This window comes from Kribbella sp. NPDC023855 (assembly GCF_040639475.1).
Taxonomy (GTDB): domain Bacteria; phylum Actinomycetota; class Actinomycetes; order Propionibacteriales; family Kribbellaceae; genus Kribbella.
In genome coordinates this window covers 762,129-777,789 of record NZ_JBFAAA010000001.1, presented here as the reverse complement: position 1 = coordinate 777,789, position 15,661 = coordinate 762,129, and the positions used below count along the sequence as shown (strand labels likewise).

Annotated in this window: 15 protein-coding genes; 4 read left to right on the top strand and 11 right to left on the bottom strand. The window is 68.3% G+C overall.

Annotated features, from left to right (window positions below):
• Positions 1 to 26: 26 nt before the first annotated feature.
• Positions 27 to 863: an isocitrate lyase/phosphoenolpyruvate mutase family protein gene (locus tag AB0F51_RS03555; protein WP_360273414.1), complete on the top strand. Its 837-nt coding sequence runs from the start codon at positions 27 to 29 to the stop codon at positions 861 to 863.
• A 108-nt stretch (positions 864 to 971) separates the two neighbouring features.
• Here the strand turns inward: AB0F51_RS03555 and AB0F51_RS03550 are convergent, their stop codons facing one another.
• The 8 genes from AB0F51_RS03550 to whiA all read right to left on the bottom strand — a co-directional run bounded on the left by AB0F51_RS03550 (position 972) and on the right by whiA (position 8,154).
• On the bottom strand, positions 972 to 1,331 hold the full coding sequence (locus AB0F51_RS03550) for an RNA polymerase-binding protein RbpA (protein ID WP_026162441.1): 360 nt from the start codon (positions 1,329 to 1,331) through the stop codon (positions 972 to 974).
• Between the two features lie 16 nt (positions 1,332 to 1,347).
• Complete coding sequence (secG, locus tag AB0F51_RS03545; RefSeq protein WP_343972400.1) at positions 1,348 to 1,581, bottom strand: preprotein translocase subunit SecG; 234 nt, start codon at positions 1,579 to 1,581, stop codon at positions 1,348 to 1,350.
• Positions 1,578 to 2,393 carry a triose-phosphate isomerase gene (gene tpiA, locus AB0F51_RS03540; protein WP_360273411.1) on the bottom strand — a complete coding sequence of 272 codons (816 nt, stop codon included), beginning with the start codon at positions 2,391 to 2,393 and terminating at the stop codon, positions 1,578 to 1,580. The genes secG and tpiA overlap by 4 nt, the downstream gene beginning before the upstream one ends.
• A 6-nt stretch (positions 2,394 to 2,399) precedes the next feature.
• Positions 2,400 to 3,602 (bottom strand): phosphoglycerate kinase, encoded by a 1,203-nt coding sequence (locus tag AB0F51_RS03535; RefSeq protein ID WP_360273409.1) that lies wholly within the window; start codon positions 3,600 to 3,602, stop codon positions 2,400 to 2,402.
• 102 nt (positions 3,603 to 3,704) lie between these two features.
• Positions 3,705 to 4,709 carry a type I glyceraldehyde-3-phosphate dehydrogenase gene (gene gap / locus AB0F51_RS03530; RefSeq protein WP_020384834.1) on the bottom strand — a complete coding sequence of 335 codons (1,005 nt, stop codon included), beginning with the start codon at positions 4,707 to 4,709 and terminating at the stop codon, positions 3,705 to 3,707.
• 192 nt (positions 4,710 to 4,901) lie between these two features.
• The gene (locus AB0F51_RS03525) at positions 4,902 to 6,431 is read right to left on the bottom strand and encodes a M4 family metallopeptidase (protein WP_360273405.1); all 1,530 of its coding nucleotides are present in this window, start codon (positions 6,429 to 6,431) and stop codon (positions 4,902 to 4,904) included.
• Positions 6,432 to 6,635: 204 nt separating this feature from the next.
• A complete protein-coding gene (locus AB0F51_RS03520) occupies positions 6,636 to 7,031 on the bottom strand; it encodes a hypothetical protein (protein WP_360273403.1) in 396 nt (131 codons plus the stop codon).
• A 139-nt stretch (positions 7,032 to 7,170) separates the two neighbouring features.
• Positions 7,171 to 8,154: a DNA-binding protein WhiA gene (gene whiA / locus AB0F51_RS03515; protein WP_020384835.1), complete on the bottom strand. Its 984-nt coding sequence runs from the start codon at positions 8,152 to 8,154 to the stop codon at positions 7,171 to 7,173.
• A 205-nt stretch (positions 8,155 to 8,359) separates the two neighbouring features.
• Between whiA and AB0F51_RS03510 the strand changes: the two genes are divergently transcribed.
• Together AB0F51_RS03510 and AB0F51_RS03505 are read left to right on the top strand one after the other, a co-directional pair.
• A complete protein-coding gene (locus AB0F51_RS03510) occupies positions 8,360 to 8,857 on the top strand; it encodes a SigE family RNA polymerase sigma factor (RefSeq protein ID WP_360273399.1) in 498 nt (165 codons plus the stop codon).
• Positions 8,854 to 10,329 carry a hypothetical protein gene (locus tag AB0F51_RS03505; protein WP_360273397.1) on the top strand — a complete coding sequence of 492 codons (1,476 nt, stop codon included), beginning with the start codon at positions 8,854 to 8,856 and terminating at the stop codon, positions 10,327 to 10,329. Before AB0F51_RS03510 ends, AB0F51_RS03505 begins: the two co-directional genes overlap by 4 nt.
• Here the strand turns inward: AB0F51_RS03505 and yvcK are convergent.
• The 3 genes from yvcK to uvrC are packed head-to-tail and all read right to left on the bottom strand — an operon-like array spanning position 10,326 to position 14,164.
• Positions 10,326 to 11,267 (bottom strand): uridine diphosphate-N-acetylglucosamine-binding protein YvcK, encoded by a 942-nt coding sequence (gene yvcK / locus AB0F51_RS03500; RefSeq protein WP_360273394.1) that lies wholly within the window; start codon positions 11,265 to 11,267, stop codon positions 10,326 to 10,328. The two genes, AB0F51_RS03505 and yvcK, sit on opposite strands and share 4 nt — an antisense overlap.
• Entirely contained in the window at positions 11,264 to 12,130 is an 867-nt protein-coding gene (rapZ, locus tag AB0F51_RS03495; RefSeq protein WP_360273391.1) for an RNase adapter RapZ, read from the bottom strand. The genes yvcK and rapZ overlap by 4 nt, the downstream gene beginning before the upstream one ends.
• A gap of 6 nt (positions 12,131 to 12,136) precedes the next feature.
• A complete protein-coding gene (gene uvrC, locus AB0F51_RS03490) occupies positions 12,137 to 14,164 on the bottom strand; it encodes an excinuclease ABC subunit UvrC (RefSeq protein WP_360273388.1) in 2,028 nt (675 codons plus the stop codon).
• Between the two features lie 198 nt (positions 14,165 to 14,362).
• Between uvrC and AB0F51_RS03485 the strand changes: the two genes are divergently transcribed.
• Entirely contained in the window at positions 14,363 to 15,607 is a 1,245-nt protein-coding gene (locus AB0F51_RS03485) for a S8 family peptidase (RefSeq protein WP_360273385.1), read from the top strand.
• Positions 15,608 to 15,661: the final 54 nt, after the last annotated feature.

Here is a 15,661-nt window from a genome sequence, read left to right as displayed (position 1 = left end):
ATCGTGCGGATGGCACGATGGCGGTCATGACGACGTTTCGTGAACTGCACAACGCGAACACCGGTTTCGTGATGCCCAATGCCTGGGATGCGGGCAGCGCCGTGTTGCTGACCGAAGCCGGCTTCCCGGCGATCGCGACCACGAGTGCGGGTATCGCCTTCTCACTCGGCAAAGGCGACCACACGCTGCCCGACGGGGCTCCGGCGGTGTCCCGCGAGCAGATGTTCGAACGCATCCAGCAGATCACCGAAGCTTCCGGCGTACCGGTGAGCGGGGATCTCGAGGACGGCTACGGTGCGCAGCCGGAGGCCGTCGCCGACACGATCCGGCTGGCCCGCGAGGCAGGCCTGGCCGGCGGCAACATCGAGGACTACGACGGCCGCAGCCTGTACGACGAATCGCTGTCCGTAGAACGCATCAAGGCAGCCCGTGAGGCGGCCGGCCCCGACTTCGTCCTGACAGCCCGGACCGACGGGCAACTCCTGGCGTCACCGACCACGCTGGCGGACTCGATCCATCGCGCCAACCTGTACCGCGAAGCCGGCGCCGACTGCCTCTACGTCCCCGGCGTCAACGACCTCGACGCCATCGCCACACTGGTGAAGGAGATCGACGGACCGGTCAACGTCGTCATGGGCCTCGGCTCCAGCACCCTCACCACCCACGACCTCCTCACCGCCGGAGTCCAGCGCATCAGCCTGGGCGGCAGCATCGCCCGCGCAGCGCTGGCCTTCATCCGCAGCGCGGCCCAGGAACTCCAGACCGAAGGAACCATCACGTTCGCAGCGAACCAGATTCCTCAGAGCGAACTGAACGTCCTCTTCGGTCGGCACGCGACACCCGGAGAGTCCGCGCAAGCATGAGCAGGCTGGTGACCATCGCCGAAGTACGGAACGCGGAGCGGCCGTTTCCGGTCACCACAAAGGGCCCGAGCTGATCCACGGATCGGCTCGGGCCCTTCGAGTTGGCGACTAGAAGATGATCTCGCCGCGGGCTCTGCGAGCGCGGAGCTTCTGCAGGGCCTCGTCGAGGATCTCCGCGGCCTCCTGCTCGCTGCGGCGTTCCTTCACGTACGCGAGGTGTGTCTTGTACGGCTCGATCTTGGTGGGTGGCGGAGGGTTGTTGACGTCGGTGCTGGTCGGCAGACCACACCTCGGACAGTCCCACGCCTCCGGTACCGCTGCCTCGACCGCGAACACGGTCGCGGTCTCGTGCCCGTTGGCACAGAAGAAGACCACCCGCTGACGGGGCGCGGTGTCGCCGCGCTCCGCCTCACCCATCGGTCCGGCACCGACCCGGCTGCCACGAATTGCACTGCCACCACCAGCCACGGGAGCTACTCCCCTCTCAGCCGAGCTTGTACAGCAGGCCGAGCCCGACGATGGCCGCGAACCAGATCAGGCCGACGCCGATCGTGATCCGGTCCAGGTTCCGCTCGGCGACCGACGACCCGCCCAGACTGGACGAGACACCGCCACCGAACAGGTCGGAAAGGCCACCACCGCGGCCTTTGTGCAGCAGCACGAGCAGCGTGAGGATCAGGCTGCAGATGATCACGACGATCGAGAAAGCGAGAATCACGAGGAGTAGCCTAACTGAAGGTCAAGGTAACGGCAGATACCGGCGAACTCGTCCACCTTGAGGCTTGCTCCACCCACCAGGCAGCCGTCGACATCCGGCTGGGCCATGATGCCACCTGCGCTGGCCATCTTCACCGATCCCCCGTAAAGAATCCGTACCGAGTCGGCCACCGACGGTGAAATCTCCTCCAGCCGGCCCCGGATCGCGGCGCAGACCTCCTGCGCGTCCTCGGGCGTCGCGACCTCGCCGGTACCGATCGCCCAGACCGGCTCGTAGGCGATGACGACCTTGCGGACGTCGTCCGGCTTCAGCCCGGCCAGTGCGCCGTCGAGCTGGGCCAGCGTGTACTCGACGTGCTCGCCGGCCTTGCGGACCTCCAGGCCCTCACCCACGCACACGATCGGGATGATCCCGGCCGCCAGCGCCTTGGTCGCCTTCGCGTTGACCGTGGCGTCGTCCTCGCCGTGGTACTGCCGGCGCTCGGAGTGACCCGCGAGCACGTAGCTGCAGCCGAGCTTGGACAGCATCGCCGCGGAGATCTCACCGGTGTAGGCGCCGTCGTCGTGCACGGAGATGTCCTGCGCGCCGTAGACGATCTTCATCCGGTCACCGTCGACCAGCGTCTGCACGCTGCGGATGTCGGTGAACGGCGGCAGTACGGCGACCTCGACCCGCTCGAAGTCGTGCTTCTTGTCCTGCAGCGTCCAGCTCAGCTTCTGCAGCAGGTGCACGGCCTCGACGTGGTTGACATTCATCTTCCAGTTGCCCGCCATCAACGGCGTACGGGCAGCCGGAACCTCAGAGCCAGCCATTCCTTGTTACTCCTCTTCCAGAACAGCAAGACCCGGGAGCTCCTTGCCCTCCAGGTATTCCAGCGACGCACCGCCGCCGGTCGAGATGTGCCCGAACTGGTCGTCGGCAAAGCCCAGCTGCCGTACTGCGGCAGCCGAGTCGCCACCGCCGACCACACTGAGCCCGTCCACCTCGGTCAACGCCTGCGCGACAGCCTTGGTTCCACCGGCGAACGCCTCCATCTCGAAGACGCCCATCGGGCCGTTCCAGAACACCGTCTTCGCCGCGGCGATCTCGGCGGCGAACGCCTTGCCGGAGTCCGGGCCGATGTCCAGACCGAGCTGGTCGGCCGGGATCGCGTCCGCGGCGACGACGGTGGCCGGCGAGTCGGCCTTGAACTCGGGCGCGACCACGATGTCGGTCGGCAGCACGATCTCGACGCCCTTGGCCTTCGCGTCGGCCAGGTAGCCCTTGACCGCGTCCAGCTGGTCTTCCTCGAGCAGGCTCTTGCCGACCTCGTGGCCCTGCGCCTTCAGGAAGGTGAAGACCATTCCGCCACCGATCAGCAGCTTGTCCGCCTTGGTCAGCAGGTTGTCGATCACGGCGAGCTTGTCCGAAACCTTGGCGCCACCCAGTACGACGACGTACGGGCGGGCCGGCTCCTCGGTCAGCTTCTTCAGTACTTCGACCTCCGCGAGCACGAGCCCACCGGCCGCGTGCGGGAGCTTGCCGGCCACGTCGTACACGCTGGCCTGCTTGCGGTGCACGACACCGAAGCCGTCGCTGACGAACAGGTCGGCCAGGCCGGCCAGCTCCTCGGCCAGGGCCGCGCGCTCCGCCTCGTCCTTGCTCTCCTCGCGAGCGTCGTACCGGACGTTCTCGAGCAGCAGTACTTCGCCCTCGTCGAGCTCCTGGACGGCCTCTTGGGCGCTGTCACCGGTCACGTCGGTGGCGAACCGCACCTTGACGCCCTCGGGCTCCAGCAGCTCACCCAGGCGCTTGGCGACCGGGGCCAGCGTGAACTCCGGGTTCGGCTTGCCCTTGGGCCGGCCGAGGTGGGCGGTCACGATCACCTTGGCGCCGGCCTTGGCCAGCTTCAGCAGGGTCGGCACGCTGGCCCGGATCCGGCCGTCGTCGCCGATCTGATCGCCCTTGATCGGCACGTTCAGGTCGGAGCGCACCAGCACCCGCAGGCCGGCGACGTCTCCGAGGTCATCGATTGCCCTCATATAAGCCTCCTGAGCACAGTTCAGCTGTCCTCTGTCGAAACAGGCTTGCGCCCGAGGCCGGCCACCAGGGGCCGTCTTCGGACGCAAGCTGTGGGAAGAACGTCAGAGCGAGGCGCCGACGTAGTTGACCAGGTCGACGAGGCGGTTGGAGTAACCCCACTCGTTGTCGTACCAGCCGACGACCTTGACCTGGTTGCCGAGCACCTTGGTCAGGCCCGCGTCGAAGATGCAGGAGGCCGGGTCGGTGACGATGTCGCTCGACACGATCGGGTCCTCGGTGTACCGCAGGTAGCCCTTGAGCGCACCCTCGGCCGCGGCCTTGACGGCGGCGTTGACCTCCTCGACCGAGGTCTCCCGGCCGACGGTGATGGTCAGGTCGGTGGCCGAGCCGGTCGGGACCGGGACGCGCAGCGCGTAGCCGTCCAGCTTGCCCTTGAGCTCGGGCAGGACCAGGCCGATCGCCTTGGCGGCGCCGGTCGAGGTCGGCACGATGTTCAGAGCGGCGGCGCGGGCGCGACGCAGGTCCGAGTGCGGGCCGTCCTGCAGGTTCTGGTCCTGGGTGTAGGCGTGGATCGTGGTCATCAGCCCCTGCTGGATGACGAACTCGTCGTGGATGGCCTTGGCCATCGGCGCGAGGCAGTTCGTGGTGCAGGACGCGTTCGAGATGACGGTGTGCTGGTCGGCGTCGTACAGCTCGTGGTTGACGCCCATCACCACGGTCAGGTCCTCGTTCTTCGCCGGGGCGGAGATGATGACCTTCTTGGCGCCGTTGTCGGCGTGCGTCTTGGCCTTGGTGGCGTCGGTGAAGAAGCCGGTCGACTCGATCACCACGTCGGCGCCGACGTCGGACCACTTCAGGTTGGCGGGGTCGCGCTCGGCGAACGCCTTGAACGTGTGGCCGCCGACGGAGATGTCGGTCTCGGTCGCGGACACGTCGCCCGGGAAACGGCCCAGGATCGAGTCGTACTTCAGCAGGTGGGCCAGGGTCTGGTTGTCGGTCAAGTCGTTGACGGCGACGACCTCGATGTCGGCACCGGACGCCTGTACGGCGCGGAAGAAGTTACGGCCGATCCGGCCGAAGCCGTTGATACCTACGCGAACGGTCACGGGACTGCGTCTCCTCAGATCTAGCTTTTGAGCACTGCCGCTATGCCCGAAACACTAGCCCAACAGCCCACTCGACCCACTGGTACCGTCCACATCAGACCACCCCAACCCACCAGTAGCCCTCTGAGCAGACCACCTGGAACGCCTCCGGCCCCAGGATTTCTCCCAGGGCCGGAGGGTTCAGGATCGGTGTCAGCCGACCACGTTCACGCCGGTCCAGGCCTTCGCGACCGTCTGTGCCTCGACGCTGTTCGCGCCGTACAGGTCGGTGGCGGCGGACAGGGTGGCTGCTCGGGCCGCCTTGTAGTCCGACCGGGAGGTCAGGTAGGTGGTCAGGGCGCGGTACCAGATCTTCTCGGCCTTGCTGATGCCGATACCGGTCACGGTGACGCCGTTCGCGGTCGGGCTGTTGTAGGCGACGCCGTTGATCGTCTTCGCGCCGCTGCCCTCGGACAGCAGGTAGAAGAAGTGGTTGCCCACACCCGAGGAGTAGTGCACGTTCAACCGGCCGACGTTCCTCGACCACGAGTCGGCGCTCGCGCCGTCCAGCGAGGGCTTGTCGAGCCGCCGGATGTAGTTCGTCGCCGGGTTGTAGTCGGCGTAGATCTCCTCGCCCAGCACGTAGTCCGGGCTGTCGGAGGCGTTCGCGGCGTACCACTCGACCGCCGTACCGAAGATGTCGGAGGTCGACTCGTTCAGGCCGCCGGACTCACCGCTGTAGCGCAGACCCGCGGTGCGGCTGGTGATGCCATGGCTCATCTCGTGACCGGCGATGTCCAGCTCGACGAGCGGGCCGATCCCCTGGCTCGGGTCGCCGTCGCCGTACTTCATGCAGAAGCAGGCGTCGCTCCAGGACGCGTTCACGTAGGCGCCGTCGTGGACGTAGGACTTGGCGCCCACGCCGTCGTTCGCGATGCCGTTGCGGCCGTGCACGCTCTTGTAGTAGTCCCACGTCTTGGCGATGCCGTAGTGGGCGTCGACGCCGGCCGACTGCGCGTTGCTGTTCGAACCCGTTCCCCAGACGTTGTCGGCGTCGGTGAACAGGACACCGGCGTTGTACGTCGCGTTGCCGCCGCGGACCGGGTCGACCATCGAGTAGCTGGTGGCGCCCTTGGTGGTGTCGAGGCCGACCGTACCGACGTACAGGCCGCTGCCGCTGCCCAGGTCGTCCTGGACGGTGCTCCAGCTGTCGAGCACCTTGCCGTTCTGCGCGTCGACGTACGTCTCGGTACCGGTCGGCTGGCCGTCCGCCTTCCGGCCGGAGCTGGTGACCTTGTACGCCAGCCGCGACTGACCGGCGTTGGTGACGAACACGACGAGCTGTTGCTTGCCGGACTTCTGCTTGGCGGCGGCGAGGGCGGTCGAGGCCGACACGGTCGGCTTGGTCGACAGGCTCAGCGCGCCGGCGCCCCCCGACGTCGACCGGACACTTCCGGCCTTGGTCTGGTGGACGACGAAGTCGCCACCGACCACGGGCAGACCCTGGTACGTCCGGTCGAAGCGGACGTGGCTGCTGCCGTCGGCGTCGACGACGACATCGCGGGGCTTGAGGTCGTCGGAACCGCCGAGCCCCAGCTTGGCCGCGTTGGCCCGGGCGGCGCCGATCGGTGACGGCGCCTGGTCGGCGCTCGGCGCCGCGGCTTGGACCCCACTGAGGTTGGTCAGGCCGGCGAAGGCGGCGATGGCCGCGACTGCCAGACCCGCGCGGAAACTGCGCTTCATGTGTGTGCTCCCTTGGGCGGAAACCACGGTGGGAGCCGATCCGGCTCCACCGTGCGATGGGCAGGCACACTCTGCGCCGCAAACTCGCCGGAGGGAATCGATGGCGTTCGACGAGTTCGGGAATCCGCCGGGATCCTAGGGAAAACCTTCAGTCGACCCGGACGGCCCCCCGCTTGTTCCGGGGGCCGCGGGTCAACCGATCAGTCAGCGTTCGAAGGCAGGTTTGGTACTGCGGACGCCGAGCGCACCCGTCACCTTCGACTTCGCGCCATCCGCCGCGGTGGTCTGCTCGGCCGGGGCGCTGCCCGCTCGCGGCTGCCCCGAGTCGAGCAGTGACTTGGCGAAGGCGGCATCGCCGGCCTTCCCCACGCGCAGCGCGCCGGCCACGGCGTCGAGGCGACTGACCGGCTGCTGGACCTCGTTGTCCGGCCAGCCCTGGCCGGTCGCCTGCGGGCTCGCCACCATGTTGCCCTGCTGCTGTTGCTGCTGCTCGTGCAGCTTGCGCATGTCTTCGTCGCGCTGCATCTTCTTGAGCTGGTTCTCGGTGCGGACGCGCTCGAGTTCGTCGCGCGCCTTGGCCTCATCTGACTGGTCGCCCATTTGTCCTCAGCTTGTCGTCGGAAGGGATTTCCCGTACGGCAATCCAAGCAGCGCAGGTTTCCGGGTCAACCCGGGTCAGAACACGGTCAGGACACGATCCCACCGGAGCCGCCAGGGCGGAGTCGGAGCCGGACGACGATCAGGCGGGGTCGAGCATGTCCGGGGTGAGGTTGGCTTCGGTGTTCGGGATGCCGAGGTCGGCGGCACGCTTGTCGGCCATCGCCAGCAGGCGCCGGATCCGGCCCGCGACCGCGTCCTTGGTGAGCGCCGGCTCGTGCAGCTGACCGAGCTCTTCCAGGCTGGCCTGCTTGTGCTCCAGCCGCAGCTTGCCCGCCACCTGCAGGTGGTCCGGTACGTCGTCGCCGAGGATCTCCAGCGCCCGCTCCACCCGCGCACCGGCAGCCACGGCCGCCCGCGCGGAACGGCGCAGGTTCGCGTCGTCGAAGTTGGCCAGCCGGTTCGCGGTGGCCCGGACCTCGCGCCGCATCCGCCGCTCCTCCCAGGCCAGCACCGACTCGTGCGCGCCGAGCCGGGTCAGCAGCGCGCCGATCGCGTCGCCGTCGCGGATCACCACCCGGTCGACGTTGCGCACCTCACGCGCCTTCGAACCGATCCCGAGCCGCCGGGCCGCGCCCACCAGCGCCAGCGCGGCCTCCGGACCAGGACAGGTCACCTCGAGCGACGAGGACCGCCCAGGCTCGGTCAGCGAGCCGTGCGCCAGGAACGCGCCACGCCAGGCCGCCACGGCGTCGCAGGACGCCCCGGAGACGACCGCCGGGGGCAGACCGCGGACCGGACGGCCGCGGTTGTCCACGAGGCCGGTCTGCCGCGCCAGCGCGTCACCGTCGCGGACCACGCGGACGACGTACTTCGTCTGCTTGCGGATCCCGGACGGGGAGATCACCACGACGTCCGAGGGGTGCCCGAAGATCTCGGCGATGTCCTTGCGCAGCCGGCGGGCCGCGGCACCACTGTCGAGCTCGGCCTCCACCACGATCCGGCCGGACACGATGTGCAGACCGCCCGCGAACCGCAGGACGGAGGACACCTCGGCCTTGCGGCAACAGGGTTTCGTGACCTGAATGCTGGTCAGCTCGGACTTCACCTGTGCTGTCATCGCCATGTAGGGAATCCTCCCACTCCTGTCAAAGACCCTCGGAAGATGCCCAGCCGGCGGCAGCTGCGGCGCGCCTCGGGGGTTGGGTGCTGGTGGTGCGGGTGTGGGGTGGTCACTTGGTGTCCAACTGGGTGGTGGGGGTGAGTGTTACGGGTGGCGACAACCTTTTGGGGGGTTCGTTGCGTTACCTCGGCGGACGAGAGGAGTGGGGATGCGGAGACGCGACGAAGCGGACTTCACCGAGTTCGCGGCGGCCGCCCTGGGCAGGTTGCGACGAACGGCGTACCTGATGTGTGGCGACTGGCACCGGGCCGAGGACGCCGCGCAGGACGCGCTGGTACGGATCTACCGCCGGTGGGACAAGCTCAACCGGCTCGACGGCCTGAACACCTACGCGCACAAGGTGGTCGTCTCGGTGGTGCTCGACCAGTCGAGGCGTCCGTGGCGCCGCGAGCAGTCGACCGCCGAACCCGGTGAGCTGCCACGCCCGGACAGCGCCCGGACGGTCGACGACCGGCAGGTGGTGATCGGCGCGCTGGCCGGCATCCCGGCCGGCCAGCGTGCTTGCGTCGTACTGCGTCACTACGCCGACCTGAGCATCGAGGAAACAGCTCAGGTACTCGGCATCTCGACCGGCACCGTCAAGAGCCAGACCTCCCGCGGCCTGATCCAGCTCCGCGAACTACTCGGCGAAAGGGCAGCATCATGACCGACCTCGAAGACCTGCTGGCAGCCGCCGCGGACGACACCGACCGGCCGGCCCGGTACACCGTCGACGACATCGTCCGGCGCGGCCGCCGCTCGGTACGCCGCAGCCGGATCGCGATCGTCTCCACCGCGGCGCTCACCACGGTCGCCGTCATCGGCGGCCTCACCGCCTGGTCGAACACCCTGAACCAGAGCGAAGGCCCGGCCGGTACGCCGAAGAACCAGACCATCACCGTCGACGCCAAGACCGGCCGCGTGGTCGACAACGAGACCGGCACGACGGCTCAAGCCCCACCGCCGGTGAGCCCGCTGTCCGACGCCGAGGTGCTGAAGCGCTGCAAGCAGTACGACAAAGAAAGTGTCGACTTCAACAAGGAGCACCTCGCCAACACCTACGACAAGGCCGGCCCGATCAACGCCCGCTGGACGATCGTCGTGAAGAGCGGCGACCAGACCCGACTGGACGCGTTGTTCCTGGCACCGGACAAGTCGATCGTCTCCTCTTGCACGATGGACGGTCCGCAGCGGCCGACGACCAACGGGCGCTACAGCACGACCCAGGCTTACTGGGTGGGCAAGGCTCCGAAGGACCAACGGCCGCAGGCTGTGCAGGGGAACGTCCGGGTACCCGTCGTCGGCGCCACCCACGTGCTGGTGAACCTGGCCGGTGAGGCGACGCCGAGGCTCGCCCTGCTCGGTCCCGAGGGCTTCTTCACGCTCGGCCCCACTTGGGGCAAGGCCTTCGCGTCCACGCGGAAGACGTCTCCGAAGGAGTGGCAGCCATCCATCCAGCGGGTCAGGGCTTACGACTCCGCGGGTAAGCGTCTGTACGACTGGAAGTGGCAAAAGGTTGAGATGCCCAAGCTGACCCCGGTCCCGGCGGACGTGAAGATCAAGCTCCAGGCGCCGATCACGCCCGAGGTGGAGTTGACCGTGGACCCGGAGACCGGGAAGCCGCTGGTGGCGACGCCGCCGGTCAGCCCGGAGAGCGACGACCGGATCCGGACCAGGTGCAAGAAGCCGGACGACGCCTACTTCAAAGCCGGCGCGGCCGGTGACCAGCGGACGACCGGCGCCGGGAAGATCTCACCCGACTGGAAGGTAGTCCTGAAGACAGGGACCGGGATCGACTTCACCGCACTGCTCGTCTCCCCCGGCGACAACGTCGTCATGTGGTGCCACATGTACGACAAGACCGACATGTACGACTACGGCCGAAACGGCGTCCCGGCCACCGGGAAGTTCGGGATCGGCATGGAGTGGGGGCAGGTCCCGGACGGCGTCGCGCAGATCATCGTGGACCTGCCGAAGACCGGTCCGGTCAAGGCGCTGATCTCCAACGGCTACTTCATCTGGGGCCTGACCGGCGGGAACTCCGACCTCAAGAAGGTCCGGATCCGCGGCTACGACGCGCAGGGCAAGAAGGTGTACGACGCGAAGCACGAAGTCGACGCCGATCCGACCGGCCGTTAGACGAGCAGCTCCCGGTAGAGCTTCGCGAGTTTGCCGGGATCGTGCCGCAGGTGCTGGCCGTCGTCGGCGATGTCGGCGACGACCAGCTCGGCCCCGAGTCCTTCCGCCGTACGGCGGAGCGACTCGGGGTCCGGCACATGTCCTTCGTCGGCGAGCACCACGTCGATGCGCAGATCGGGCGCGTGCGCGGCCAGTACTTCGAGGTGCGTCTCCGGGGAGAACCCGTCCGTTTCGCCCTTCTGTTCACCGAGGTTCAGGGTGAGCAGCCGGCGAGCGGTGGTCTGCTCCAGTCCGCGGCACAACGCCGGGACGAGCAAGTTCGGGATCACCGAGGTGAACCATGAACCGGGACCGACCACGACCCAGTCGGCCTCCGCGATCGCGACCAGCGCTTCGGGGCAGGCCGGCGGGTCCGCCGGGTCGAGGGCGACGTCCACCACATGACCTTCGGTGGTCGCGACCTCGGCTTGGCCGCGGATCTCCGTGATCGCCTGCGGATGCGCGGGATCGAGACCGAGGACCCGTGCGGTGATGTCCAGTGGCACGGCCGACATCGGCAGGACCCGGCCCTGGGCGCCGAGCAGTCTGGCCACCCAGTCCAGTCCGTCGACCGCCTCGCCCAGCAGCTCCCACAAGGCGACGATGAGCAGGTTCCCGACCGCGTGGTCGTGTAACTCGCCATCACTGCGGAAACGGTGCTGCAGGACGTCGGCCCAGGTGCGGCCCCACTCGTCGTCGCGACACAACGCGGCCAGCGCCATCCGCAGGTCACCGGGCGGCAGCACGCCGAGCTCCTTGCGGAGCCGGCCCGAGGAGCCGCCGTTGTCGGCGACCGTGACGACGGCGGTCAGCTGGTCGGTGACCTGCCGCAGCGCGGACAGCGAGGCGGCGAGGCCGTGCCCGCCGCCCAGTGCAACGACGCGTGGAGCCCTTGTCACTCCCGCCCCAGATCCCTGTGGACGACCAAGGTCGGTGACCCCTTCTCCCGCAGCCGTTTCGCGATCTCCTCGGCCATCGCGACGCTCCGGTGCTTTCCACCGGTGCAGCCGATCGCGACCGTGACGAACCGCTTGCCCTCGTTCAGATACCCGGTCCGCAGCGTGTCCAGCACGTCCACATAGTTCTGCAGGAACTGCTGGGCCAGCGGATGACCGAGGACGAAGTCTGACACAGGTTTGTCCTGGCCCGTCATCGGGCGCAGGTCCGGCTGCCAGTACGGGTTCGGCACGAACCGCATGTCGGCCACCACGTCGGCGTCGACCGGGATGCCGTACTTGAACCCGAACGACACCACGGTGGCGCGCAGCTCGGCGTTCTCCTCGTCGCCGAAGCCGTTCACGATCTTCGCGGCGAGCTGGTGGATGTTCAGGTTGGAGGTGTCGATCACCATGTCGGCGCCGGCCCGGATGTCGCCCAGCAGCTCGCGTTCGCGCTGGATCCCGGTCAGCAACCGGCCCTCACCCTGCAACGGGTGCGGCCGCCGGACGCTCTCCTGCCGGCGCACGATCACGTCGTCGGAGGCCTCCAGGAACAGCGTCACCGGCCGGTAGCCCTTGGCCCGCAGGTCCTCGATCGCGGCGCCCAGCTCGTCGAAGAACATCCCGGTCCGGACGTCCACCACGATCGCCAGCCGCGGCGAGGCACCGGTGCCGACCACCTGCTCGACGATCGTGGTCAGGAACATCGGTGGCAGGTTGTCGACCACGAACCAGCCGAGGTCTTCCAGTACGTCCGCGACGGAGCTCCGTCCCGCGCCGGACATCCCGGACACGATGATGAGGTTGCCGCTCGACTCGTCCATCAGTTCTCAGTTCTCCCCGTTCAGGTCCCCGCGAGGCAGACCGGTGAGGTCCGGCCCGTCGTCGTCCAGTATCTCGCCCGTCGCGGTGTTGACCGACGGCGCCCGACCGGTGTCGGCCTTCGTTGCCGCCGAATTCACTGCCAGTACGACGGATTCGGCCGTCCGCCGGCCGAAACCGGGCAGTTCGGCCACCTCGTCGATCGTCGCCTGGCGCAACTTCTTCAGCGAGCCGAAGTGTTTGAGCAGCGTCTTGCGGCGGACCTCGCCGAGACCGGCGACCTCGTCCAGCACGCTTTCCACCATCGACTTGGACCGCCGGTTGCGGTGATGGGTGATGGCGAACCGGTGGGCCTCGTCGCGCAGCCGCTGCAGCAGGTACAGGCCTTCCGAAGTACGGGAGAAGATGACTGGGTCCTCGTCGTCGGGCAGCCAGACCTCCTCGAGCCGCTTGGCCAGGCCGCAGACCGGGATGTCGCCGAGGCCGAGCTCGTCCATCGCCTGGCGGGCGGCCGCGACCTGCGGCGGGCCACCGTCGACGACGACCAGTCCGGGGGTGTAAGCGAACTTCTTCGCCCGGCCCGTCTCCGGATCGACCAGGTACGCCGTCGGGTCCTCCCCGACCGGGATATCAGCGCGGTCTTCCAGCATCCGCTTGAAGCGCCGGGTCAGCACCTCGGCGATCGACGCGACGTCGTTCTGGCCGTCGACGCCCTTGATCACGAACCGCCGGTACTCGCTCTTGCGCGGCAGGCCGTCCTCGAAGACGACCATCGAGGCGACCACCTCGGTGCCCTGCAGGTTCGAGACGTCGTAGCACTCCATCCGCAGCGGCGCCTCGGGCAGGTCGAGGGCGGCCTGGATCTCTTCCAGGGCAAGGTTTCGGGTGGTCAGATCACTGGCCCGCTTGGTCTTGTGCATGGTCAGCGTCTGCAGCGCGTTCCGCTCGACGGTCGCCATCAGGTCCTTCTTGTCACCGCGCTGCGGCACCCGGATCGCGACCCGGGAACCCCGCAGCTCCGACAACCACTCGACCAGCGCCTCCTCCCCTGCGGGCACCGTCGGCACCAGGATCTCGCGCGGAATCGCGTCGGCGGTCTCACTGGCGTACATCTGCTGGATGAACCGCTCGACCAGGTCGGCGGTCGTCGCGTCGCCGTCGGCCTTGTCCGCGATCCAGCCCCGCTGACCGCGAATCCGCCCACCCCGCACGTAGAAGATCTGTACTGCGACCTCGAGCGGGTCCTCCGACAGCGCGATCACGTCCGTGTCGGTGCCGTCGCCGAGCACCACCGCGTTCTTCGCCAGGGCCTTGTCCAGCGCACTCAGATCGTCGCGGATCTTCGCGGCCCGCTCGTACTCCAGCTCGGCCGCTGCCGCCTTCATCTCCTTCTCCAGCCGGCGCACGTACGTCGCGGTCTGGCCGGACAGGAACGCGGAGAAGTCCTCGACGATCTTGCGGTGCTCCTCCTGGCTGACCTGGCCGGTGCAGGGCGCCGCGCACTTGCCGATGTAACCCAGCAGGCAGGGCCGGCCGATCTGGCGGTGCCGGTTGAAGACACCCTTGCTGCAGGAGCGCATCGGGAACACCCGCAACAACAGGTCGACCGTCTCCCGGATCGCCCACGCATGACTGTACGGACCGAAGTACCGGACGCCCTTCTTCTTGGGGCCGCGGCCGACCATCACCCGCGGGTACTCCTCGTTGAGGGTGATCGCGAGCCACGGGTAGGACTTGTCGTCGCGGTACTTCACGTTGAAGCGCGGGTCGTACTCCTTGATCCAGGAGTACTCCAGTTGCAGCGACTCGACCTCGTTGGCCACCACCGTCCAGTCGACCTTGGCCGCCGTGGTCACCATCGTCTGGGTCCGTGGGTGCAGGTTGACCACGTCCTGGAAGTACGACGACAGCCGGGACCGCAAATTCTTCGCCTTGCCGACATAGATCACCCGCCCGGCGGCGTCGCTGAAGCGGTACACACCAGGCGAGTCGGGGATCGACCCGGAAGCGGGACGGTAGGAGGAAGGATCAGCCACCGGCCCAGCCTAGTTCGGCCCACCGACAGGAGCCGACCGACCTCACGATCGCGCGGAGATCATGTTGCGGGTTTGCTCATACTCCTCGTTTGATCCCCAGTTGGGATGGGCACGATCCGTAACTTGTCACTCAGGGTTGACGTGCAGGATCCGAGCGTGAGGCAACCGGGCCCGCGCTGACTCGAGGGAGCTCCGCCCATGTCCCCAGTGACACCACCCCGTCGGTTGAGGACCGCCATCGGCGCCACGGCCGCAGCCGCGATCGCGGTAGCCGGCCTGGTCACCACCGCCACCGGCAGCAACGCCAGTTCCACCGCGCCGGAGACGTCCGCCGCCTCCGTCCGCGGGGCAGACAGCCCGGCTGCCATCCCCGGCACCTACGTCGTCGTACTGTCCGGCGCGCGATCGGCCGCCGAGACGCGGGCGACAACGCAGAGCCTGTCGGCGTCGTACGACGCGAAGGTGCGCAAGCAGTTCAGTGCGTCCATCAAGGGTTTCTCGGCGAGCATGTCGCCCGAGCAGGCCCAGAAGATGGCCGGTGACCCGCGGGTCGCGTTCGTCCAGCAGAACCAGAAGTTCACCGCCAACCAGGACAATCCGCCGTGGGGCCTGGACCGGTCCGACCAGCGGGATCTGCCGCTGGACAAGAAGTTCGAGCCGACGGCGCCCGCCGACAACGTCAACGTGTACGTGATCGACACCGGGATCTACGCCGCACACAAGGACTTCGGCGACCGCGCGGCGGTCGGCACGGACACCATCGGCGACGGCCAGAACGGCGTCGACTGCATGGGCCACGGCAGCCACGTGGCCGGCACCATCGCCGGGACGACCTTCGGGCTGGCCAAGGGCGCGAAGATCTTCGGCGTCCGGGTGCTCGACTGCAACGGTTCGGGCTCGACCGAGAGCGTCGTAGCGGGAATCGAATGGGTGACCGCGAACGCGAAGAAGCCCGCCGTCGCGAACATGAGCCTCGGCGGCGGCGCCGACGCGGCGCTGGACGCGGCGGTGAAGAAGTCGGTCGACGCCGGCATCACCTATGCCGTTGCGGCAGGCAACGACTCCTCGGACGCCTGCAACGGTTCGCCGGCCAAGGAGCCGTCGGCGATCACGGTCGGCGCGACCGACGACAAGGACGCCAAGGCGAGCTTCTCCAACTGGGGCAAGTGCGTCGACCTGTTCGCGCCCGGCGTGGACGTCGAGTCGGCCGGCATCACCTCACCGGACTCGACCGCCAAAATGAGCGGTACGTCGATGGCGACCCCGCACGTGGCCGGCGCCATCGCCTTGTACCTGAGCGCCAACCCGGAGGCGAAGCCGGCCGACGTGGCCACCGCGCTGCTCGGCGCGTCGACCCCGGACAAGGTCGGCGAACCGGGCACGGGCTCGCCGAACAAGCTGCTGTTCGCCGGCAAGGTCGACCCGGCGGTCGGGCAGCACTGAGTCTGCGGAGCTGAACAGGCAGGCCCGGCCGTTTCCGGCCGGGCCTGTCTGCTG